The sequence below is a fragment of the Nocardia sp. BMG111209 genome, assembly GCF_000381925.1.
In the GTDB taxonomy this organism is placed as follows: Bacteria; Actinomycetota; Actinomycetes; order Mycobacteriales; family Mycobacteriaceae; genus Nocardia.
The window spans coordinates 273838-294460 of sequence record NZ_KB907309.1; the positions used below are offsets into that span (position 1 = coordinate 273838).

General features: G+C 70.2%; 18 protein-coding genes. 14 read left to right on the forward strand and 4 right to left on the reverse strand.

What is annotated here, in order from left to right; translation table 11 throughout:
- Positions 1-370: 370 nt before the first annotated feature.
- The 11 genes from G361_RS0132380 to G361_RS0132430 are packed head-to-tail and all read left to right on the forward strand — an operon-like array spanning position 371 to position 14776.
- The gene (locus tag G361_RS0132380; RefSeq protein WP_019931294.1) at positions 371-1855 is read left to right on the forward strand and encodes a sugar transferase; all 1485 of its coding nucleotides are present in this window, start codon (positions 371-373) and stop codon (positions 1853-1855) included.
- Between the two features lie 38 nt (positions 1856-1893).
- Positions 1894-2955, forward strand: coding sequence for a glycosyltransferase family 4 protein (locus G361_RS0132385; RefSeq protein WP_019931295.1), 1062 nt, complete (start codon positions 1894-1896; stop codon positions 2953-2955).
- On the forward strand, positions 2952-4103 hold the full coding sequence (locus tag G361_RS0132390; protein ID WP_019931296.1) for a glycosyltransferase family 4 protein: 1152 nt from the start codon (positions 2952-2954) through the stop codon (positions 4101-4103). The genes G361_RS0132385 and G361_RS0132390 overlap by 4 nt, the downstream gene beginning before the upstream one ends.
- The gene (locus G361_RS45705) at positions 4096-5526 is read left to right on the forward strand and encodes a lipopolysaccharide biosynthesis protein (protein WP_019931297.1); all 1431 of its coding nucleotides are present in this window, start codon (positions 4096-4098) and stop codon (positions 5524-5526) included. The genes G361_RS0132390 and G361_RS45705 overlap by 8 nt, the downstream gene beginning before the upstream one ends.
- The gene (locus G361_RS0132400; RefSeq protein WP_019931298.1) at positions 5523-6527 is read left to right on the forward strand and encodes a glycosyltransferase; all 1005 of its coding nucleotides are present in this window, start codon (positions 5523-5525) and stop codon (positions 6525-6527) included. Before G361_RS45705 ends, G361_RS0132400 begins: the two co-directional genes overlap by 4 nt.
- Before the next feature lie 39 nt (positions 6528-6566).
- Positions 6567-8006 (forward strand): hypothetical protein, encoded by a 1440-nt coding sequence (locus G361_RS0132405; RefSeq protein WP_019931299.1) that lies wholly within the window; start codon positions 6567-6569, stop codon positions 8004-8006.
- Complete coding sequence (locus tag G361_RS0132410) at positions 7997-9298, forward strand: polysaccharide biosynthesis tyrosine autokinase (RefSeq protein ID WP_019931300.1); 1302 nt, start codon at positions 7997-7999, stop codon at positions 9296-9298. The genes G361_RS0132405 and G361_RS0132410 overlap by 10 nt, the downstream gene beginning before the upstream one ends.
- Complete coding sequence (locus G361_RS0132415) at positions 9288-10643, forward strand: glycosyl hydrolase family 28-related protein (protein WP_026343768.1); 1356 nt, start codon at positions 9288-9290, stop codon at positions 10641-10643. The genes G361_RS0132410 and G361_RS0132415 overlap by 11 nt, the downstream gene beginning before the upstream one ends.
- A complete protein-coding gene (locus G361_RS47510) occupies positions 10640-12271 on the forward strand; it encodes a GNAT family N-acetyltransferase (protein WP_019931302.1) in 1632 nt (543 codons plus the stop codon). Before G361_RS0132415 ends, G361_RS47510 begins: the two co-directional genes overlap by 4 nt.
- Entirely contained in the window at positions 12271-13611 is a 1341-nt protein-coding gene (locus G361_RS0132425) for a glutamate-1-semialdehyde 2,1-aminomutase (protein ID WP_019931303.1), read from the forward strand. The genes G361_RS47510 and G361_RS0132425 overlap by 1 nt, the downstream gene beginning before the upstream one ends.
- 31 nt (positions 13612-13642) lie before the next feature.
- Complete coding sequence (locus tag G361_RS0132430) at positions 13643-14776, forward strand: glycosyltransferase (protein ID WP_019931304.1); 1134 nt, start codon at positions 13643-13645, stop codon at positions 14774-14776.
- A gap of 28 nt (positions 14777-14804) precedes the next feature.
- Here the strand turns inward: G361_RS0132430 and G361_RS0132435 are convergent, their stop codons facing one another.
- Positions 14805-15794, reverse strand: coding sequence for an alpha/beta hydrolase (locus G361_RS0132435; RefSeq protein ID WP_019931305.1), 990 nt, complete (start codon positions 15792-15794; stop codon positions 14805-14807).
- 120 nt (positions 15795-15914) lie between these two features.
- Here G361_RS0132435 and G361_RS45715 point away from each other — a divergent pair, with 120 nt between their 5' ends.
- From G361_RS45715 to G361_RS0132450, 3 genes are all read left to right on the forward strand, one after another.
- Positions 15915-16397: a hypothetical protein gene (locus G361_RS45715; RefSeq protein ID WP_019931306.1), complete on the forward strand. Its 483-nt coding sequence runs from the start codon at positions 15915-15917 to the stop codon at positions 16395-16397.
- An 80-nt stretch (positions 16398-16477) separates the two neighbouring features.
- Positions 16478-17095 (forward strand): DUF305 domain-containing protein, encoded by a 618-nt coding sequence (locus tag G361_RS0132445; RefSeq protein ID WP_019931307.1) that lies wholly within the window; start codon positions 16478-16480, stop codon positions 17093-17095.
- Between the two features lie 106 nt (positions 17096-17201).
- A complete protein-coding gene (locus G361_RS0132450) occupies positions 17202-17825 on the forward strand; it encodes an HD domain-containing protein (RefSeq protein ID WP_026343769.1) in 624 nt (207 codons plus the stop codon).
- Positions 17826-17874: 49 nt separating this feature from the next.
- Here G361_RS0132450 and G361_RS0132455 read toward each other — a convergent pair whose 3' ends face one another.
- The 3 genes from G361_RS0132455 to G361_RS0132465 all read right to left on the reverse strand — a co-directional run bounded on the left by G361_RS0132455 (position 17875) and on the right by G361_RS0132465 (position 20593).
- Positions 17875-19080, reverse strand: a complete 1206-nt coding sequence (locus tag G361_RS0132455) for a PrsW family intramembrane metalloprotease (RefSeq protein WP_019931309.1) — start codon at positions 19078-19080, stop codon at positions 17875-17877.
- Positions 19077-19739 carry a hypothetical protein gene (locus tag G361_RS0132460; protein ID WP_019931310.1) on the reverse strand — a complete coding sequence of 221 codons (663 nt, stop codon included), beginning with the start codon at positions 19737-19739 and terminating at the stop codon, positions 19077-19079. The genes G361_RS0132455 and G361_RS0132460 overlap by 4 nt, the downstream gene beginning before the upstream one ends.
- A 92-nt stretch (positions 19740-19831) precedes the next feature.
- Complete coding sequence (locus G361_RS0132465) at positions 19832-20593, reverse strand: IclR family transcriptional regulator (RefSeq protein ID WP_019931311.1); 762 nt, start codon at positions 20591-20593, stop codon at positions 19832-19834.
- Positions 20594-20623 lie beyond the last annotated feature (30 nt).

The following is a 20623-nucleotide window of genomic DNA, read 5'->3' on the forward strand; positions in this document are numbered from 1 at the left end:
GTCCACCGTATGTATCTTTTCGGACAAGAGTTCATAAAATTTCGGGAACAATACTTGCGCCGACGGCTCGTATGCGCTGGTACAGAGCCGACATATGCCCGAAACCCTACCGAGGTATGTCCGATTCCGGGGCGATTGGGGGATCAATAGGGGATCACCCGGCCGGTCGGTTCGGTCAATGGGAGCCCCACCCCGGAAACAGTTATCCGGCGTGACATCTCGACATGCGCTTCGCGCCGCCGGAAGGTACATTCCTCTCCCGGCACCAAAAATGCCGCAGAACTCGTCAGTCTTTGTGGTGTGAATCCCTTGTCGGGTGGACCGGTCGCGGATCGGAGCCGCGTTCCACCATGGGGGAGGTTTGTAATTCATGCGTTTCGAGCCCAGGGCTCGCGCCAATGCGCGAGTCGTCGTACCGCCGCGTTCCGAACGTGAACGCTGGCAACGCGAATACGAACGTTGGCTACGCATCGGCGACCTCGTGGTGATCGTCACAGCCGTGGGTGTGGCGCACGTCATGCGATTCGGCGGTTCCGGCAATCCCCCGCTGGCGGCGACCCTCCCGCTGGAAGTGCGCTACACGGTGGTGTCGGCCCTGCTCGGGCTGGTGTGGGTGGTCTGCCTCGCCGGTGCCGGCACCCGCTCGCCGCGCATCTTCGGCAGCCCCGAGGAGTACCGCCGGCTGCTGTCCGCGACGGTCACACTGTTCGGGCTGATCGCCATCCTGTCGCTGGTCTTCCACCTCGACATCGCCCGTGGCTACCTCGCGATCGCACTGCCGCTGGGGCTCGCGGGCCTGATCGCGCAGCGCTGGTGGTGGCGGCACTGGCTGACCAAACGGCGGCTGGTCGGGGACTGCGGGATCCGGGTGCTGGTGGTGGGCAGCCGCGACGCCGCGGCCGCGATGGTCGCCGCGTTCTCCCGCGACCCGGGCTCCGGATACCAGGTGGTCGGGATGTGCACGCCGGATATCGGCCTGGTCGGCCTGACCGTCGGCAATCGCACGATTCCCGTGGTCGGCGACGACCGTTCGGTGCTGGCTGCGGTGCGCTACACCCAGGCCGACACCGTCGCGATCACCGCCACCGACGACCTGGGCCCGGCCGATTTCCGGCACATGGCCTGGGAGCTGGACCAGATCGGCGTGGAGCTGATCGTCACGCCGGGCCTGGTCGACATCTCCGGCACCCGGCTCACCCATCAGCTGGTCGCCAGCATGCCGATGCTGCACGTCGGCAAGCCGCAGTACGACCGCGCGCGCTCGAATCGCAAGGCGCTGTTCGACATCTGCTTCGCGCTGCTCGCGGTGACGGCGCTGGCCCCGGTCCTGCTGGTGATCGCGATCGCGGTCAAGATCAACAGCCCCGGGCCGGTCTTCTATCTCTCCGAACGGATCGGCCGCAACGGGCACCCGTTCGGGATGATCAAGTTCCGCAGCATGTACGTCGACGCGGATCGCGCCGTCGACGCGCTCATCGCCGCCCAGGGCGGTAATCCGGTGTTCTTCAAGATGAAGGACGATCCACGGGTCACCGCGGTCGGCAGGGTGATCCGCAAGTACTCCCTCGACGAGCTGCCGCAGTTCTTCAACGTGCTGCGCGGCGAGATGAGCGTGGTCGGCCCGCGGCCGCAGGTCCGCCGCGAGGTCGACTCCTACGACGGGGTCATGTGGCGGCGGCTGCTGGTGAAGCCGGGCCTGACCGGGCTGTGGCAGGTCAGCGGCCGATCGAACCTGTCGCCGGAGGATTCGATGAACCTGGACCTGTCCTATGTGGAGAACTGGTCGATGGTGCTGGATCTGCTGCTCGTGTCCCGGACCCTCGGCGCGGTACTGCGCGGCGAGGGCGCCTACTGATGACGAGCAGCGCTGGGGCAGCACCGATTCGGGTGCACATGACCGGGTCGGAGTGGTTCACCGCCACCCCCGGTGGCCTGAATCGGTACTTCACCGATCTGTACGGTGCGCTGGCGCGCCGGCCCGATGTCGTGGTCACCGCCGCGGCCTTCGGCCCGGCGCCCGCGGGCGCCCGCTCCTGGGGACCGGTGGGCGGCGGCACCCTGCACCGCACCCGGACCGCCTTCCTGGATCGGCGCGACCTGGACCGGAACACCGTGCTGGACAGGCATTTCGGCCTCTACGGACCGGTGGCCGCCGGACGGCTGCGCAACCAGCCGGCGGTGGTGCACTTCCACGGGCCCTGGGCCGCCGAAAGCCGGTTGGCCGGCGAAGGTCCGCGCGCGGTGCGGGCCAAATACCTGCTGGAACGGCTCCGGTACACCCGCGCCGACCGATTCGTCGTGTTGTCCCGGTACTTTCACGATGTGCTCGTCAACGATTACCGGATACCGTCGCATCGCATCGCGATCGTGCCACCCGGCGTCGACGTGCCCACGGCCGCCGAACCGGCTCCGCCCCCGGCGGATTCGCCGCCGAGCGTGCTGTGCGTGCGCCGGCTGGAACGCCGCATGGGTATCGACGTCCTCATCGACTGCTGGCCCGCCGTCCTGGACCGGCATCCCGAGGCCCGGCTGACCATCGTCGGAACCGGCACGATCGCCGCCGAATTGCGCGAGCGCGCGGCGCATCTCCCCTCGATCGAGTTCACCGGATTCGTCGACGACGACCGGCTCGACGAGCTCTACACCCGGGCCACGGTGGCGGTGGTGCCGTCGCTGGCGCTCGAGGGTTTCGGCCTGGTCACGCTCGCGGCACTGGCCGCCGGGCGAGCGCCGGTGGTCACCGACTGCGGCGGACTGCCGGATGCCGTGCGCGGACTGGACGATTCGCTGATCGTCCCGATCGGCGACCGGGAGGCGCTGGCGGCCCGGCTCGCCACCGCCCTCGACGGCGACCGGCCCGACGCGGCCCGCTGCCGGGAACATGCCCGGCAGTTCTCCTGGACCGCGGCCACGGACCGTCATCTGGCCCTCTATCGCGAACTGGTCGGCACATGAAGGCCGTCTTCGTCGCGCACACCGCCGCCCCCTCCGGCGCCGAACTGGCCATGCTGCGGCTGGTTTCGGCGCTACAGCCGCATCTGGACACCGCCGTGGTGTACACCGCCGACGGCCCGATGGTGGACCGCACCCGCGAGCGGGGTATCGAAACCCGATTGCTGCCCAACGCCTTCGACAGCCGATCGATGACCATCGCCGGTGCGGCGGATCCGCGGCGGCTGCTCGCCGGGGCCGCCGGTCTGCTGCGGGTGGGCTGGGCGCTCGGCGCGACCGCTCGCGAACTCGGGGCCACGGTCCTCGTGGCAGGCAGTAGCAAGACCCTGCTGATGGGTGCGGTGGCGGCCCGGCGCGCCGGAATTCCGCTGGTCTGGCAGGTGCACGACCGGATCACCGCGCAATATTTCGGCCGTGCCCTGGCGCCGGTGCTGCGGTTGCTGGGCCGGGTGGCCGCGCAGGGCTGCATCGCCAACAGCCGCGGCACGTTGCGCACGCTGTTCACCTGGCGGCAGCCCGCGATCGTCGCCTATCCGGGGTTGGAGCCCGCGCCGGAGGCCGTCCGGCCGCCGCAGCGCGAACCCGAGGACGCGGTGGTCGCGGTCGTCGGGCGGCTGGCGCCGTGGAAGGGACAGGATGTCTTCCTGCGCGCGCTCGCGGCCGCGAAATACGTTCCGCGACAAGTGCTCCTGGTCGGCGGCACGTTCTTCGACGAGGAACCGTATCGGGCGGAGCTGGAGCGGCTCGCCGCCGAACTCGCGCTGCCGGTGACCTTCACCGGGCATGTCGACGATCCGGAGGCCCTCCTGCGGGACGTGGACGTGCTCGTGCACTGTTCGGTGCTGCCGGAACCGTTCGGGCAGGTCGTCGTCGAGGGGATGCGCGCCGGGTGCGCGGTCGTCGCGACCCGGCCGGGCGGACCCACCGAGATCGTCGAGCCCGAGATCAGCGGGCTGCTGGTGGACGCCGGCGACGAGGCACAGCTGACCGCGGCCCTCGATCGGCTGCTCGGCGATCCGGCGCTGCGGGACCGGCTCGCCGCGGCCGCGCGCGTCCGGGCCCGGCGGTTCGACATCACCGAATCGGCGCGAGCAGTGGCCGGGTTCCTCGCCGAGGTGGCTGGGCGGCGGAAGTGGCTGCGGCATGGCTGAATTCGGCACCTCGGCATCCGAGGCTCCGACGGTCGAACTCCCGGCGGTCGATCCCCCGACGGTCGAGCTCCCGGTTTTCGGCACGGCTACCCCGGACGCCGCGACCGAGGCCCCCGGACGGCGGCGTAACGGACACGGTGCCGCCGCGGTCCTGCGCGACATCGGCTTCGTCAGCTTCGGCAAGTACGGCCAGTACCTCATCACGGTCGTCACCCTGCCGCTGATCTCCCGGCTGCTCGGCCCGCAAGGTCTCGGCCTGCTCGCCGTCGGCATGTCGGCCTACTTCATCGGCTCGCTGGTGGTCGATCTGGGGATCACCTCCTTTCTCGCCGCGAAGGTGCACGACCACGACCGGCCCGAGGCGCGGCCGGACATCGACAAGTTGCGCGGCACCTACCTCGCCGTCCGCCTCACCACGCTCGGCACGATCGGGCTGGCCCTGCTGATCGAACTCGCGGCCGGCGCGCCGCCCAAACTGCACATGATCCTGCTGGGCCTGTTCGCCGGGGGATTCTGGTCCGTCTCCGAGGACTGGCTGCTGATCGGGCAGGGCCGGTTCGGGGCGTCCACGCTGTATCAGGGCGCGGGCCGCGTCGTCTACCCGATCCTGCTCCTGCTGCTGTTGCCGCGCTTCGCCACCGCCACCACGGCCATGCTGTGCCTGCTCGGATCCTCGGTGCTGACCGTCGTACTCACCTGGTCGGATTCGCTGCGCAAATTCGGGCTGCCGGGCCGCCCGCACCGGCTGCGGGAGGTCCTGCGGATCGGGACCCCGGTCCTGATCTCCCGGGCACTGGTCACCAGTTACGGACAGGGCAGCGCGGCCGTGTATTCCGCGGTGCTGGACTCGGTTTCGCTGGGCCTGTACTCCGCGGGCGACCGGCTGGTCCGGGCCATCCAATCACTACTGGACCCCATCGGTTTCGCGCTGCTGCCGCGGATGGCGCAGCGCAGCGCGCAGGAGTCGTTCTGGCGCACGTCGATCCGGTCGTTGCTGGGCTGCGTGGTGATCGCGGTGCTGGGTGTGGTCAGCGTATGGCTGCTGGCGCCGGTGCTGATCCACGTGATGTTCGGCGACGAATTCACCCGCGCCGTACCGCTGTTGCGCGTCGAGGCGTGCATCCTGCCGGCCACCACGGTCACCTCCTTCGTGACCACCGCGATCCTGCCGGTCCGCGAGGATACGACCGGGGTGCTGATCGGCGCGTTCATCGGCACCTGCGTCGCGGCCGGCGGGCTCGTGATCGCGCTGCACACCCATTCGGTGTGGACGCTGGTGCACGGTACGGTGGCCGCCGAATTCACCGTGATGATCTGGTACATCGCCCGGGTGCGGTGGTTCATCGTCCGCGAGCGGGACGCGGCGCAACGGATACGGCAGCCGGCCGGATCGGCCGGGGCCTACGAGGTGGAGACGTCGTGAAAATTCTGTACATCGGCGACGACTGGATCGGCAGCAACGCCCGGTCGCTGGCCGACGGGTTCCGCGAGGCCGGGCACGAGGTCGTGGTCGTCGACTCGACCTCGGTCACACTGCCGCCACGGTTCTCGCCGCCGTGGATCTATTCGAAGGTGGCGCGGCGCCGCGCGGGCTGGGACGTCGCCGCGGTCCACGACGAGATCGACCGGCTGGCCGCCGATTTCGCGCCGGACGTGCTGTTCGTCTTCAAGGGCATCCATCTCGACCAGCAACGGCTGCTGTCGGTACCGGCCCGGGTGCGCATCCACTACAGTCCGGACGACGTGTCGAATCCGGAGAACACCAGCCCGGCCTACCTCGCCCACGAGGCGGGCTGGGATCTGATCGTGACGACCAAGCGGCACAACGTCTCCGAGCTGCGCGAGCGCGGGGCGCGGGCGGTGACCTTCGTCGCCAGCGCCTACGACCCGGCCTGGCACCGGCCGTGCGCGCGCCGCGGCGGGGACCGGTTCCTGGCCGGATTCATCGGCGCGCGCCGGCCCGACCGCACCGGACTGCTGATCGATCTGGCCCGGGAACACGGGCCGGGCCTGGTGGTCCACGGTCCGGGCTGGCGGCGCGAACCCGCCCTGCTGCGGACCGGGGCCGGGGTGCGCCCGGCGGTCTACGGCGAGCACTTCTCGGTCGCCGTCGCCGCGATCACCGCCAACCTGGTGCTGCTGAACTCCGCCAACCGTGACACCCACACCTGCCGCAGCTTCGAGATACCCGCCGCCGGTGGGCTTTTCGTCGGTGAACGGACCGACGAACACGCCGCGCTGCTGACCGAGGACACCGAATGCTTCCTGTTCTCCGATACCGCCGAACTGCGTGAGATCCTCGACCGGTGTGCCCGCCATCCCGGCCAGGCCGCGAAGGTCGCCGAGGCCGGATACCGGCGTATCGTCTCCGGCGGCCATCGTTACGTCGACCGCGCCCGCGAGATCATCGATGCGATCACCTGACCTACCGGGCGTTCGCCCGTATCCGACGGAGGCCAGGCCGTGACCGGGGCCGTATCCGAGGTACTCCTCGTGGCCGGGGCCCTGGTGACCTTCGTGGTCTGCGGATTCCTGCTGACCGGGCCGATCCGGGTGTTCCTGATCGCGCAGAGCGCGTACTGGGCGCTGTCCTACGTCGCGGTACCGGCCGTCCTGCTGTGGGTGCAGCCGCAACCGCAGTACGGTGACAACCTGCCGGATGCGCGGCTGGCCGCCCTCGGCTACGACCCCGGGATCGCGGCGGTGCTGCGGCCGGTGGTGTACGGCTCGTGGCTGTACGCCGGAATGGTTGTGCTGTACACGATCTGGTCCCGGCGCCGCCGCAGTTCGGTCCCGGGCGACCACGTGGAACGGCAGGCCTTCCTGCGCCGCCGCGCGCTCGCGCGGCTCGCGGACAACCCGCAGTTCAAATCGACCCTGGTCATCCTGTACGTACTCGGGACACTCGGCCGCCTGGCCGCCTACGCCACCGGAACGGCCGGTCGCGCAGGCGAATTGGAGAGCCCGAACCCGTTCCTCAACCTGGTCACGGTGCTCGGCACGATCGGCGCGGTCGGACTGCTCGTGTACTCCCGTCCCGCCACCCTGCGCGGCATGCTGGTGATCATCGGCGGTCTGACCGCGGGCGAACTGCTGTGGACCGCCGCCGTGCAGTCCAAGACGCCGATCATGGGCGCCGCGCTCGCGCTCGCGGTGCGGTTCGCGATGACGGACTGGACCCGCGGGAAAGTCATTGCGGTACTGACGATGACGGTCATCGCGATCGTCGGATTCGGTGCGCTGCAGTCGCTCAAGGCCGACGACGCGGCGAAAGCACAATCCGTGCTGGCGGATTCGAGCTATCCGTCCTCGGTGCGCCCGTTCCTGAGCCTGCTGCGCCGATTCGACGGTCTGGAGGCGGCCACCGACGCCTACTATGCCGGGCCGAACTCGTGGCTGACGCCGCAGCAGACGATGGTGCACGCCGCGGAGACCCTGCTGCCCACCCAGCTGCTCGGCGCGGAGAAGTTCCAGGCCGGCGCCGAATGGGCCGCCGACGTGCGCGGGCAGTCGGTGGACATGTCGGGGATCGAGGTGTCGCTGGCCGAGGGCGATATCAACGAGGGCTACGTCCTGGGCGGATATCCCGGCGTCGCCCTGGATGTGCTGTTCACGTTCGTGGTGCTGCTCGTCTGGGCATGGGCGATGTACGATACGCGCATTCCGCTGCCGGTCCTCGGGCTGGCTCTGATCGAGGTTCCGGTGTTGTTCGAGCGCGGTTTCCTGGGCGCCTTCGAAACGCTCGGTAAGTACCTGCAGGCCATGGCGCTGGTCTGGATCATCTATCTACTGGTCGGCGAGTATCGGAGGCGACGGGAGCCACCGGCGATCGCCACGCTCCTGGAGGAGCGCGCCAACGCATCCCTCGTCACGTCGCAATTGAGAGCAGGACAATGGGTTTGATCGATTTCTGGCATCTGGCCAAGCGCCGCTGGCCGATCATCGCCGTGATCTTCGTGATCTGCGTGGGTGCCTCGTACGGTTACCTGCGGACCCTGCCGGTGACCTACACGGCATCGAGCACCTGCTACGTCACGATGGCGACCGGGACGTCGGTCAACGACTCCTATCAGGGCGGCCTGGCCGCCCAGCAGCGGGTGCGCTCCTATGTGGACCTGGTCACCAGCGAGACCGTCGCGCGGCGGGTGCGGGATCAACTCGCACTGAACGTCTCGACCGACGACCTGCGCAGCCGGATCACCGTGACCTCGCCGCCCGCAACCACTCTCGTGCAGATCTCGGTGAGCGATCCGACCGCCACCGGCGCTCGGCAGCTGACCAACGAGGTGGTCTCGCAGTTCCGGGCCCTGGTCGATCAGCTCGAGACCATCCAGTCCGACGCCGCGCCCGCGGCCCGGGTGGCGGTCGTGGATCAGGCGCAGCTCCCGTCCGCGCCGAGCGGCCCGCAGTCCAAGCGCATCCTGGTGCTCGGCATCCTCGCCGGTCTGGTGCTCGGCCTGTTCGCCGCGATCGGCCGCCACCGGCTGGACCGGCGGCTGCGCACCTCGCACGACGTCGCGAGCCTGCTGACGGTTCCGGTGCTGGCCCATATCGAGGAGGGTCGGCCGAGCGCCGCGGGTGAGCTGCGCCGGTTGCGTACCCGGCTCACCGACGATCGCCGGATCCGCAGTGTGCTGCTCGCCCCGCTGTCGCCGCAGTCGCGGCCCGAGATCGCGATCGGGCTGGCGCAGACCCTCGGCGATGCCGGCTCCCGGGTCGTGCTTGTCGATGCCGACACCACCGGACAGGGCAGTTCCGTGCATCTGACGCTGCAATCGGCGACCGGCCTGAGCGAACTGCTGCGGCTGGCCACCCCGCTCGACGATGCCGTACTGCCCTGGGAGGAGGCGGGCATCTGGGTCCTGCCGGTCGGCGCGATCGACAAGAACACCCCGGATCTGCTGGCGTCCAGGCGATTCGGCGACATCATGGCGAAGCTGCGCAGCGAATTCGATCACATCGTGCTGGAGTGCGCGCCGGTCGCCACGGCCGCCGACGCGGTCCCCCTGGCCCGCAACTGCGACACCACCCTCGGGGTGGTGGAGCTCGGCCGGACCACCAGCCCGCAGGTCACCGACGCACTCACCGCGTTCGGGCCCGACGATCCGCGCCTCGGCGGCGTGGTCGTGTACACCCATCCCAAGCGGCGGCGCGGTCTGCCGCGCCGGCCGGGCGGAGCAACCGATGGCAAGTGAGTCGGTACACCGACGGCGGCTGCTGGCGGTGACGCTGGGTGCGGCGGCCGCCGGGTCGCTGGCGGCGTGCTCGACCCCGGCCCCCGACCCCGGCCCCGGATTCCGTTCCCCGCACGTCACCGACGCTCCGGCCGCACGTAACGTACGGGATTTCGGCGCGGTCGGCGACGGTAAGGCCGACGACACCGCGGCCATCGCGGCGGCCGCCGCGGCCGGTGACCGCGCGCTGGTGCTGTATCTGCCCGCGGGCACGTACAAGGTCACCCGCTGGCCGGACCTCCCGGACTACGCCACGGTGCTCGGCGACGGGGCCGACGCCACCACCGTCACCTACGACGGTGACGGCACCCTGATCTCGCTGCGGGGCCGGCAACGGGTCCGGTTCCAGCGCATGGGTTTCTATCTGTCCGGGCCGAATTCGACCGCGGTGTGGCTGAACGGGTCCTTCCGGTGCAGCTTCGACGCGGTGGTGCTGCGCGGGAATCACCTGTCCGGCAACTTCCCCCAGTTCGTCGGCCAGCGCGGGGTGGTGCTCGACGGGAACACCGGTGGCACCGCATTTCTCAACTGCGATATCAACAACTTCGGGCTGGGCCTGGTCACCTCGTGCATCCAGAACTACGTCACCTCCAGCAAATTCACCAACAACCGGATCGGCGTCCTGGGCACCGGTAACGATCACAACGCCGGATTGGCGCTGTCCAACGTGGAATTCGTCTCCGACGCGGATCCCCGGACCACCGACCGGCACCTGATCGTGGAGGGCGCCGCCAACGACTGGTGGCTGACCAACGTGTGGTTCGAGGGCGCCGACACCGCGCTGTCGATCGGCAGCGACAGCGGCGGGCCGGCCCAGTTCGGGATGGTCAACTGCAAGGTCGCCGCCCGCACGGTATGCCTGGACCTGATCCATTGCCGGCAGCCCTATCTGGCCAATGTGCAGTTCGATCCGGACGGCGACAGCGTGCCCGTGGAGGTGCGGGTCAACCACGCCGGATGTCCGGAGGGCTCGGCCGTCAATCTGATCTCCGGCTCCCACGACGATCTGGACCTGCGGGTCTTCCCGGAGAGCTGGTTCGTGGTCGCCCGCGGCCGGGCCCGCGCGACCCGGTTCGTCGGCACCACAGTCCTGCAATCGGGTTCGCCGGATACCGACATCCTCCAGATCCAGGACCCGAGCGGTGCGCCGCTCGCGGCCGTATTGCCCAGCGGCGCTTGGATGTCCGATCGGCCGGAGGGTGGCGTGGTGTTGAAGGATCCCGCCGGGGGTTACTGGCGGCTGTCGGTCGGCGTCGACGGTGTGGTGCACACCGCGCCGCTGGGTAAGGATCGGCCGCGGCTGTGAGCGATCGGATTCTGCTGGGCCCGGTGCCGTTACACGGCAGCGCGGTGCGCATCCGGTCGCCGCGCCCCGCCGACCACGCGGCGTGGCAGGCGGCGCGGCTGCGTGACCGTAAGCTCATCGAACCGTATTGGCACAGTTCGGAACTCGACTGGGCGGATCGGCACACCGAGCGGCAGTGGATCCACGAGTACGTCGCCGGCGGCGCGGAAGTGCGTGCGGGACGGCAACTGTCGGGCGTGATCGAGGTCGACGGCCGGTTCGCCGGGCAGTGCGAACTGTGCCGGCTCGACACCCGCAACGGCGTCGCGGAACTGAGCATCTGGATCGATTCCCGGTATGCCCGGCACGGGTTCTCTTGTGTGGCAACGGCTCTGGTTCTGGACCATGCCTTCGGGTCGCTCGGCTTGGAGCGGATCCTCGCCCCGATCGCGCCGGACAACACGGTGGCGATCGCGTTCGCGCAGCGGCTCGGATTCGTGCGGGAGGCGTTGCTGGCGCGGTATTTCGACGCCGGTGGGGCCCGGACCGATCACGACCTGTGGACACTGATCCGGGCCGATCTGCCGGCGGAAGGGCTGGTGCGCAGTCAACTCCGGCGGATGGAGGACGGGCGTTCGGCGGGCTCGCCCGTGCCGCTCCCCACGGAGGACGCCGCGCCTCATGGGTCCCGGCTCGGCACGGCCGCACTCGTCGGCGTCCTGACCGCGCGGCACACCGCCTGGCGGATTCGCCGGACGCTGTCGCTGCTGAGTGGTGATCGATCCGTGCGGTTGAGCGTTCCCGGATACCCCGGAATCGTCCTGCGCAACCGCACTTTCGCCGACGGTGCCCGTCGTGCCGCGGCGCTCGCGCACGGAGACCCGGTTACGCACCGCGACCCGTATATGCCCGGCGACCCACTGACACACGGTGACCCACTCACGTCCAGCGACCCGAACGTGCCCGGTGACCCGTTGACGCACGGCGACCTGCCCACTGCCGGCGGCCTTCACTTGCCCGGCGACCCACTGACACACGGTGATCCACTCACCTCCGACGACCTACCCGGGCCCGGCGACCGGCCGGTGTCCAGCGACTCGTACATGCCCGGCGACCCGATGACACACGGCGACTCGCCGGCATCCGGTGACCCGCACGGGTCCGGCGGCGACCCGGCCGCACACAATGATTCGCACGGGTCCGGCGACCAGGGTGGGCAGCTCGCCGAGGGTGGGCGGGCTTCGTGGTGGCGGGAATTCGCGGGCAGCCGAGGTGGTTTGCGGTCGGACGGTGGGCTGGTGCTGGTGTTGGAGGCCGACGGCGCATATGCGGGTGAGTACCGCGTGTTCGATCTGGACATGTTCGATCGCAATGCGCGGCTGTCCGGCTGGGTCGATCCCGGGCGGGTCGATGCCGGGGTCCGAACCGCTGCGTTGCGCGCGGTGCTGGATCATGCCGTCGACTCGCTGGGGTTGTACCGGGTGGCGATCGAGATCGATGCCGCCGATACCGGATCCGCCGCGGTCGCCGCCGGGGCGGGGATGCTCGCGGAGGGGCTGTTGCGTAATCATCGCGGCTCCGGCGGGCAGCGCGCTGTCCATACGCTCTGGGCACTGACGGTGGCGGAGCCGGAGCGGGAGCGGGTCTGATGGGTCGTTTCGATCGCAGCAATGCCGTGCAGGACCGTCTGCACGAGGTCGTTCCGGGGGGTGCGCACACCTATGCCCGTGGGGCGGATCAGTATCCGGAATTCATGGCTCCGGTCCTGGTGCGCGGCAACGGTTGTCGCGTATGGGATTGCGACGGTAACGAATACGTCGAATACGGTATGGGGCTGCGCTCGGTCACGCTGGGGCACGGGTACGCACCCGTGGTGGCGGCGGTGTCGCGCACCATCGCCGACGGGGTCAACTTCTCGCGGCCGACCGAACTGGAACTGCTTGCCGCCGAGGACTTCCTGAGTCTGGTGCCCGGTGCGGACATGGTGAAGTTCGCCAAGAACGGCTCGGACGCCACCACCGCGGCGGTGCGGCTGGCCCGCGCCGTCACCGGCCGCGAGACGGTCGCGATCTGCGATCAGCCGTTCTTCTCCGTCGACGACTGGTTCATCGGCACCACCGCGATGACCGCCGGCATCCCGGCGTCGGGGGCGACCGTGCGGTTCCCCTACAACGATCTGGATTCGCTTGCCGCCGTGCTGGATTCGCGCGACGTGGCCTGCGTGGTGCTGGAGGCCGCCACGGCGACCGCCGAACCCGCACCCGGCTATCTGGCCGGGGTGCGGGCACTGTGCGACCGCTACGGGACGCTGCTGGTGTTCGACGAGATGATCACCGGCTTCCGCTGGTCGGCCGGCGGCGCACAAGCGGTGTACGGGGTGACCCCGGACCTGTCGTGCTGGGGTAAGGCGATGGGCAACGGATTTCCGATCTCCGCGCTGGCCGGTCGCCGGGAACTCATGGAACTCGGTGGTCTGCGCACCCAGCGGGACCGGGTGTTCCTGCTGTCGACCACGCACGGCCCGGAAACCGGCTCGCTGGCGGCGTTCCGCGCGGTCGTGCGGGCCTACGCGGAGACCGATCCGATCGGCCGGATGGAATCCGCCGGTCGCCGGTTGGCCGACGGCGTCAACGCGATCGCCGCGGAGCTCGGTATCGCCGATCACCTCCAGGTGCTCGGCCGGCCGTCCTGCCTGATCTTCGTCACCCGCGATGCGGAAGGGCTTCCCGCACAACCGTTCCGGACGCTGTTCCTGCAGGAGATCCTCGAACGCGGCGTGCTCGGCCAGTCCTTCGTCACCTCCGCCGCGCATACCGACGCGGATATCGACCGCACCATCGAGGCGTGCCGACCGGCCGCCGAAATCTATTCCCGCGCAGTGGAACAGGGCACCGTCGAGGGCCTGCTGCGCGGTCGCCCGGTGGCCCCGGCGCTGCGCGCGCGGGCCGCACCGCGTTACCTCGAACCCGCGGTGCGACAGCCGCTCTGACCTTCCCGATCCACAGACCGAAAGCTTGCCGATGACCCCGCCCCGCATCGCCCTGGTCCACGAGCGCTTCACCGAATACGGCGGATCCGAGGCGGTCGTCGCGGAGTTCATGAAGACCTGGCCCGGATCGCCGGTCTTCGCCCCGCTGACCACCGCCGAATGCCTGGACGCGGTCCGGACGGCCGCGAGCGAATCCCCGCACACCTTCCACACCAGCCGATTGACCCGCGCCTACGAACTGAGCGGACAGCGTTCGCACGCACCGCTGCTCCCGTTCGTACCCGCCGCCCTGCGCCGGCTGCCGCTGACCGGCCGCTTCGACGCCGTGGTGGTCAGCCATCACGCCTTCGCCACCCAGGCCGTCTTCGCCACCGACGCACCGGTCGTCGCCTATGTCCACAGTCCGGCCCGCTGGGCCTGGGATCGCGCCTTCCGCGCCCGCGAGGCCGGCGGCCGGGCCGGCCGGGCGGCCCTGACCGCACTCGGCAGCCTCGCCCGCCACGGCGAATTGCGCGCCGCGCCGCGGCTCGCGCACGTGGTCGCCAATTCCCAGGCCGTCGCCGGTCGCGTCCGCGACTGGTGGGGCCTGCCCTCGACGGTGGTGCATCCGCCGGTGCGCATCGACCGCTTCGCCCCCGATCCGGCGGTACCCCGCGAGGACTTCTTCCTGATCGCCGGCCGCCTGGTCCCCTACAAGCGCGCCGATCTCGCCGTCCGCGCCGCCCAGCGCGCGGGCTGCCGCCTGATCGTGCTGGGCGAGGGCCGTTTCCGCACCCACCTCGAATCCGTCGCGGGCCCGGAGACCACCTTCCTCGGCGCGGCGCCCGACGACGTCCTGCTCGACATGTACCGCCGCTGCCGCGCCCTGCTCATGCCCGGCGTCGAGGATTTCGGCATCGTGCCGGTGGAGGCCATGGCCTGCGGTACACCGGTGATCGCGGTCGGCGCCGGCGGCGCGGTGGACACCGTCCTGCCCGGAATCAGCGGCGAACACATCCGATTCGGCGACGACGACGCGGTGGTCGCCGAATTCGCCCGTGCCATGCGCGATTTCGACCCCGCGGCCTACGATCCGGCGGTGGTCCGCAAGCACGCCGAATCCTTCTCCCCCGGCGCCTTCCGGCAGCGGATGTCGGAAGTTGTTGCCCACGTTGTAGTTTCGTGACGAGCAGGCCGGGCTGCGCGCCGGTGACCTAACCGGCCGACCGGGAGTCCGGCCCGGGAAGGGTGGTGGCGGTCGCGAATTCGGCGACCGCGTCCTCCAGTTGACGCAGGCCCGGCTCCTCGAGCGGATAGTGGCCGGCGTTCTCCAGCAGCACCCGCTGGACCGGCACCCGGGTGATGCGGGACAGGAACGATTCGGCCAGATGCGGCGGGGACCAGCGGTCGCGGGCGGGCTGGGTCAGCAGGATCGGGCAGGCGGTGAAGTCCTCCGGTTCGACCGCGGGACGGTAGTTCAGGTAGCTGCTCAGGAAGCGGATCGGGACCCGGTTGCCCGCGGAGGTGGGGTCGGCGATCATGAGGCGCAGAGCGGCCGGATCGTTCACCAGCGCGGACATCTTGGCGGCGAGGGTCATGGGGTAGCGGACCCGGCCGGCGGGGGTGGGGGCCAGGAGGCGCAGGAAGGGGGCGCCGACGCGGGCGTTGAGCAGGTCGTGGGCCGTTTCGTCGCGGACCTGCTGGACACGCTGGTCGAGGAACGTCATGCCGACTATGCCGTGCAGGGTGTTCGCGGGGGCCTTCGCGGCCACATGGTAGGCCAGCATGCCGCCCGCGCTGAGGCCGTAGAGGATGATCGGACGGTCGTCGCGGGCACGTTCGTGGGCGAGGTAGTCGACCACGAGGTCGACCCAGTCCTCGTAGGTGGGGGTGTGGCCGCGGCGGAGACGGGTGAGGCCGTAGCCGAGGTTGTCGAGGGCGATGGTTTCGAAGCCGCGGCGGGCCAGGGGGGCGCCGAGGATCAGGGTGAGGTGGCGGCCGTTGGTGCCCACGCCGTGGTGCAGGAGGATCTTCGCGGGGGCCGCCGGGGCGGGATAGCGGTCGAGGTGGATCTCGTGGCCTCGCCAGGGCCAGAATTCCTCCGTGGGGGCCGTCTGCTCGGTCAGGTGCAGGCGGGCGGGCAGGAGGCGTTGTAGCGCCTGCCAATCCGGTTGGTCACGGTAGGCGGCGGGGGTGGTGTGCACCGGGCTCCTTCCTGCACATCGGATGCAGTGGGGTCTTCATCGGATTCATCGGATCGGCGGGCGTTTGCGAAACGTGTTCGCGAGAGCGGTTTCGGGCGAACCGGTCCGTAGGATGGCGGCGTGGTCGAACAGCGGCGGCGGTCGCGGGTGCCCCGGTGGGTCCGGGCGCTCGGATTGCTGCTGCTCGTCTTCGGTATCGCGACCATGCACGCCGGGGTGTTCTGCGTCGGCGGACAGATGCACGACGGGATGTCCGGGCATGTGGCGGCCGGGCATGTGGCGGCCGGCGCGTCCGAGGTCGCCGTGCACAAAGTCGCCACGCACGCGGTCGGCGCGCCCGAGGTAGCCACGCGCGAGGTTGCTGTGCACGGCGAGGTCGCCACGCGCGAGGCGAGCGGGGCCGGGCACGGGGCGATTCATGCGTGCAAGTTCGTGCTGTCCCGGTCGGTCCCGGATCTCGGGATGGTCCCGCTCGATCACGTCGGGGCAGGGGCCGACGATCACGCGGCGCGATTGCGCGCCGGGCTCGCGCGTGGGCATCGGGGGCGGCCGCCACCCTGGACGGTGCCCTCGTTGGCCGAATTGTCGATTCTGCGGATCTGACGGATTTTCGTCGCCGCCGCGCTGTCGTGGTGGCGATTTCGTTCTGTCTTCCCTTCTCACAATTCACCAGGAGAGCTCTCATGTTCGGTACCCGTACCGTATACGTCCTCGGCGCAACCGGATTCGCGTTGCTCGTCGCGGGGTGCGGCAACTCGACGTCCTCGCATTCGCCGGAAATGACGATGTCCACCACGTCCGGCGCCGCGATGCGGACCGATTTCGACGACGCGGATGTCTCGTTTCTGCAGATGATGTATCCGCATCACGCACAGGCCGTCGCGATGGCGCAGTTGGTGCCGTCGCGATCACAGAACCAACAGGTCGTGGCGCTGGCCGCGGCCATCCGGGACGCGCAGGCACCCGAGATGGAACGGATGAGCGCGCTGCTGCGCGGTTTCGGAAAGCCCGCGCCCGCCACCGGCGGCCACGCGATGCCGGATATCTCCGATATGCCGGGCATGTCGACCACGCCGGGCATGATGCCCGATGCCGATATGGCGAAATTGCGGGCCCTGTCCGGGCCGGAATTCGATCGGGCCTGGTTGCAGATGATGATCGACCATCACAGCGGGGCGATCACCATGGCGAACGACGAACTCGCGCACGGCTCCAACGCCGATTCGAAGGCGCTGGCGCAGTCCATCGTCACCGCGCAGCAGAGTGAGATCGATCGGATGCGCACGATGCTCGGCAGCTGACCACGGGTCCGGTCCGGGGTCGGCCCCGGACCGGACGGCCGGATCGTGACGATTTTCGGCCGGATCGGTGCTGGTAGGCGGCCGCGCGATCCGCGACGATCGGTTCATGTCCGCCGACGCGTTGCAGTTGCCCGAGGATCCGATCGTCGCACCGGTCCTGGAGATCGTGCGGGCGGAGGAGTCGGCGGCCGTCGCCAACCACAGCCTGCGCAGTTATCTGTTCGCACGGTTGCTGGCGCGGCACGAAGAGCTGGTCGTCGCCGAGCGCACGCTGTTCGCGGCGTGCGTCCTGCACGACATCGGATTGACCGCGCGCGGCAACGGGAATCAGCGGTTCGAGGTGGACGGGGCCGATGCCGCGGACTCGCTCCTGACGCCGCTCGGGGTGCCGGCGGCGGAGCGCGCGCTGATCTGGGAGGCGATCGCGCTGCACACCTCGGGCGGGATCGCGGAACGGCGGGGACCGCTGGCCTATCTCACCCGCTCCGGTGTCGGGATCGACTTCGGGCGCGGCTCGGCGGTGATCACCGAGGAGCAGGCGGTCGCGATCCACGCCGCCTATCCGCGGCTGGCGATGGCGAGTTCGCTCGTCGACGCGGTTGTCGTTCAGGCCGAAGCGAATCCGGCGAAGGCGGCGCCGTACACCTTTGCCGGTGATCTGCTACGCGAACGCCGTGCGGGCGAGACCGGGCTGGAGCGGGCCGCGGCCGCCGGACGCTGGGGCGGCTGATCCGGTCGGCCTGCGCGAGAACGGGTTTCGTCAGTCGAAGCCGCCTGCCCTACTCCACAGGGTCGGCGTCACGGGAGCGGGGCGGTCGGCCGGAGCGGATCCGGAGGACCTCGCCGCGTGCGAATTCCACTGCGGGCGTGGATGTTCCGTGCGCGTTCGCCAGCGCATCGGCGAGGTCGGCGGCGGCGTCGAGCACATTGCCGGCCACCCGGCGGGTCCGGCGGTCGGGTAGCGATTTGCGGAATGCCTTGCGCTCCTTGCGGGTTCCGCACACGGCCGCCATTTCCTGGGGCAGCACGACGCCGGTCGCCACCTCGGGAGCGAGGATGCGGCCGAGGAATTCGCGTTCGCGGCGGACGGTGATGCCGAAGATCTTGATCGCGAGCAGCAGTGCGGCGGCGGGGATCACGATCCAGGCCAGGAACAGCAGTCCGGCCCGGCCGCGCACCAGCGCCGACAGATCGTCCCAGATCCCGTGCAGCAGCATCGCGGAGGCGATCAGGGCCAGGCCGCGCAGCGGGCGGCGGGGTTCGGCCGGGCGGCCGATCAGGTAGATCAGCCCGGCGCCGAACACCGCGCTGTAGAGGGTGTGGGCGGCGACGCCGAAGATCACGCGCAGCCAGATGGTCGGCAGTTCCGCGCCGATCTGATTGGCGCCGAACTGCGAGGCCGCCGAGTTCACCGCGTACGCGATGTCCTCCAGGATCTGGAAACCCAGGCCGATGAACGCGCCGAGGATGAAACCGTCGAAGGCGGTGCGGACCAGTCGCGGGCCCAGCGCGATCAGCAGCAGTAGGCCCGCGCCCTTGGCGATCTCCTCGGTGAACGGGGCGGCCAGCCCGGCGCCCCAGTCCAGTGCCCACGCCTGACCGAAAGCCTTGGCGTACAACGTGAGCAGGGCCGTGTTGGCGGTGGCGGCCAGCTGCCAGGTGGCGCCGAAACCGCCCCACAGGAAGGCCGCGACGAGCGCGCCGATCGGCTGCCGCGCGTAGCGGTCGATGCTGTGCGTGAACCACCAGAAGATCGCCCCGTAGATCGCGAACAGTTCGACCGCGACCACGATGGCGTGACCGTAGGCGGCGTACTGACCGCTGATCATCGATACCCAGGCCCACGCACCGCTGGCCACCAGGGCCAGATAGACCCAGAAGGCCAGGTTGCGCGGCTGCCACAGGGTGAACGACCGGCCCCAGCCGGAATCGGCGATGGTGGCGCGGCGGTCGGCCTCGAGCTGGTCGAGCGTCGGGGCGGTCACACGGCCTCCCGGGTCCGGCCGATGCTGACGATCATCTCGGCGATGTTCTGGGTCTGGGTGGGGGTGAGGCCGGTCGGGCCGAGCGCGACGGCCTGCACCCCGCGCCCGTCGAGGACGAATGCGGCGATCACGCCGTCCGATCCGCCGCGAGTGAAGCGGGCCAGCAAACCCTTGGCTCCGTCCTGATTGGTGATCACCGCCGGATCGCCGGTGATCGCGGAATCGCCGTTGAGCAGCGCGTCGGTGCGCTCGATCTGGCGCAGCAGGTCGACGGGGTTACCGGCGAAGGGTGCGGTGTAGAGGGAGAACCGGATCGGCCCGTCGACCAGCTTCGCCGTCGGCGGATACACCTTCGTGACGGGATTAGCGCCGGCCCGCACGCCGTCGGTGATGCCCCAGCCGGCCGCCGGGGTGAAGGTGATCCCGCCGTCGAGCTGCATGACATCGCCCGCGGCGACCGTGTCGCGATAGGGTACGGCCGCGTCGATCGCCGGCAGGATCGAGCCCATCAGGATCGCCAGGCCGAGCACGATCAGGGCCGGTAGGAGCGTCGCCCGATCCAGGCCGAGCCAGCGCCGATCGACGGGCACCCAGCGATCGCCCGGATCGAATCCGTGGCCGGTACCCCCGGCGCCCTCGGAACCCACCACCGTCGTCACGGCTGTCTCCTCCCTCGATCAGCCGTCAACCTACCGCAGCGGGGTATCCGGCGGCGCGATCACGCGGCCGGACAATCCCGCGAAAACGGGCGTCAGCGCAGCGACTGTCCGAGATCGTGCGCGCTCTGCAACAGCAACTCGCCGAGCTGCCGCCGCCGGACGTCGCCGAACCGGGTCTCGACGCCGGTGAGGCTGAGCGCCCAGGCCGGTTCGTCGCGGCGATCGAAAACCGCGGCGGCCATCCCCCAGCTACCCTCCACGATCAGTCCGGGATTGGTCGCGTAACCGTCGCGGCGGACCTCGGCGAGCCGGGTTCGCAGCGCCGGGGTGCCGTGCGCCGGGCCCCACGCGCCGGTGAGATCGGAGCGGGCCAGATATTCGTCGATCTCGCGATCGGGCAGATGCGCCAGGAGGACCAGGCCCGCGGACGCGACGCCGAGCGGGAACCGGATACCGATGTGCAGAACGTGCGAGCGGAGTGGGAAGGTCCCCTCTTCGGCTGCGAGACAGACGGTTTCGTCACCGCGGCGCGCGGAGAGGAAGGCGCTCTCGCCGGTGTCGCGGGCCAGCCGGCGCAGCACGCCGCCGGCCTGGTCGGTGATGTCGTAGCGGGCGGCGGCCAGCGTGCCCAGCAGGTAGAGCTCCGGGCCCAGGGTCCAGCGGGCCGACCGTTTGTCGCGGTCGACCAGGCCCTGTTCGGCCAGCGCGGACAGCACCCGGTGCGCGGTGGGCCGGGCCAGTCCGGCCGCGCGGGCGATGCCCGCGGTGGAACCACCCTCGGGCTCCAGCGCGGCGATCGCCCGCAGGATGGCCGCGGCGCGCGCCACCAGCTGCGGTTTCGAGTCGTCCGGCATCGGCCGAGTATACGTTCACCAGCTGAACGC

Coding starts and splice junctions, on each gene's coding strand:
- G361_RS0132380 (WP_019931294.1), top strand. CDS start 371: ATGCGTTTCGAGCCCAGGGCTCGCGCCAATGCGCGAGTCGTCGTACCG.
- G361_RS0132390 (WP_019931296.1), top strand. CDS start 2,952: ATGAAGGCCGTCTTCGTCGCGCACACCGCCGCCCCCTCCGGCGCCGAA.
- G361_RS0132450 (WP_026343769.1), top strand. CDS start 17,202: ATGTCCGCCGACGCGTTGCAGTTGCCCGAGGATCCGATCGTCGCACCG.
- G361_RS0132425 (WP_019931303.1), top strand. CDS start 12,271: ATGGGTCGTTTCGATCGCAGCAATGCCGTGCAGGACCGTCTGCACGAG.
- G361_RS0132415 (WP_026343768.1), top strand. CDS start 9,288: ATGGCAAGTGAGTCGGTACACCGACGGCGGCTGCTGGCGGTGACGCTG.
- G361_RS0132410 (WP_019931300.1), top strand. CDS start 7,997: ATGGGTTTGATCGATTTCTGGCATCTGGCCAAGCGCCGCTGGCCGATC.
- G361_RS45705 (WP_019931297.1), top strand. CDS start 4,096: ATGGCTGAATTCGGCACCTCGGCATCCGAGGCTCCGACGGTCGAACTC.
- G361_RS0132465 (WP_019931311.1), bottom strand. CDS start 20,593: ATGCCGGACGACTCGAAACCGCAGCTGGTGGCGCGCGCCGCGGCCATC.
- G361_RS0132385 (WP_019931295.1), top strand. CDS start 1,894: ATGACCGGGTCGGAGTGGTTCACCGCCACCCCCGGTGGCCTGAATCGG.
- G361_RS0132430 (WP_019931304.1), top strand. CDS start 13,643: ATGACCCCGCCCCGCATCGCCCTGGTCCACGAGCGCTTCACCGAATAC.
- G361_RS0132445 (WP_019931307.1), top strand. CDS start 16,478: ATGTTCGGTACCCGTACCGTATACGTCCTCGGCGCAACCGGATTCGCG.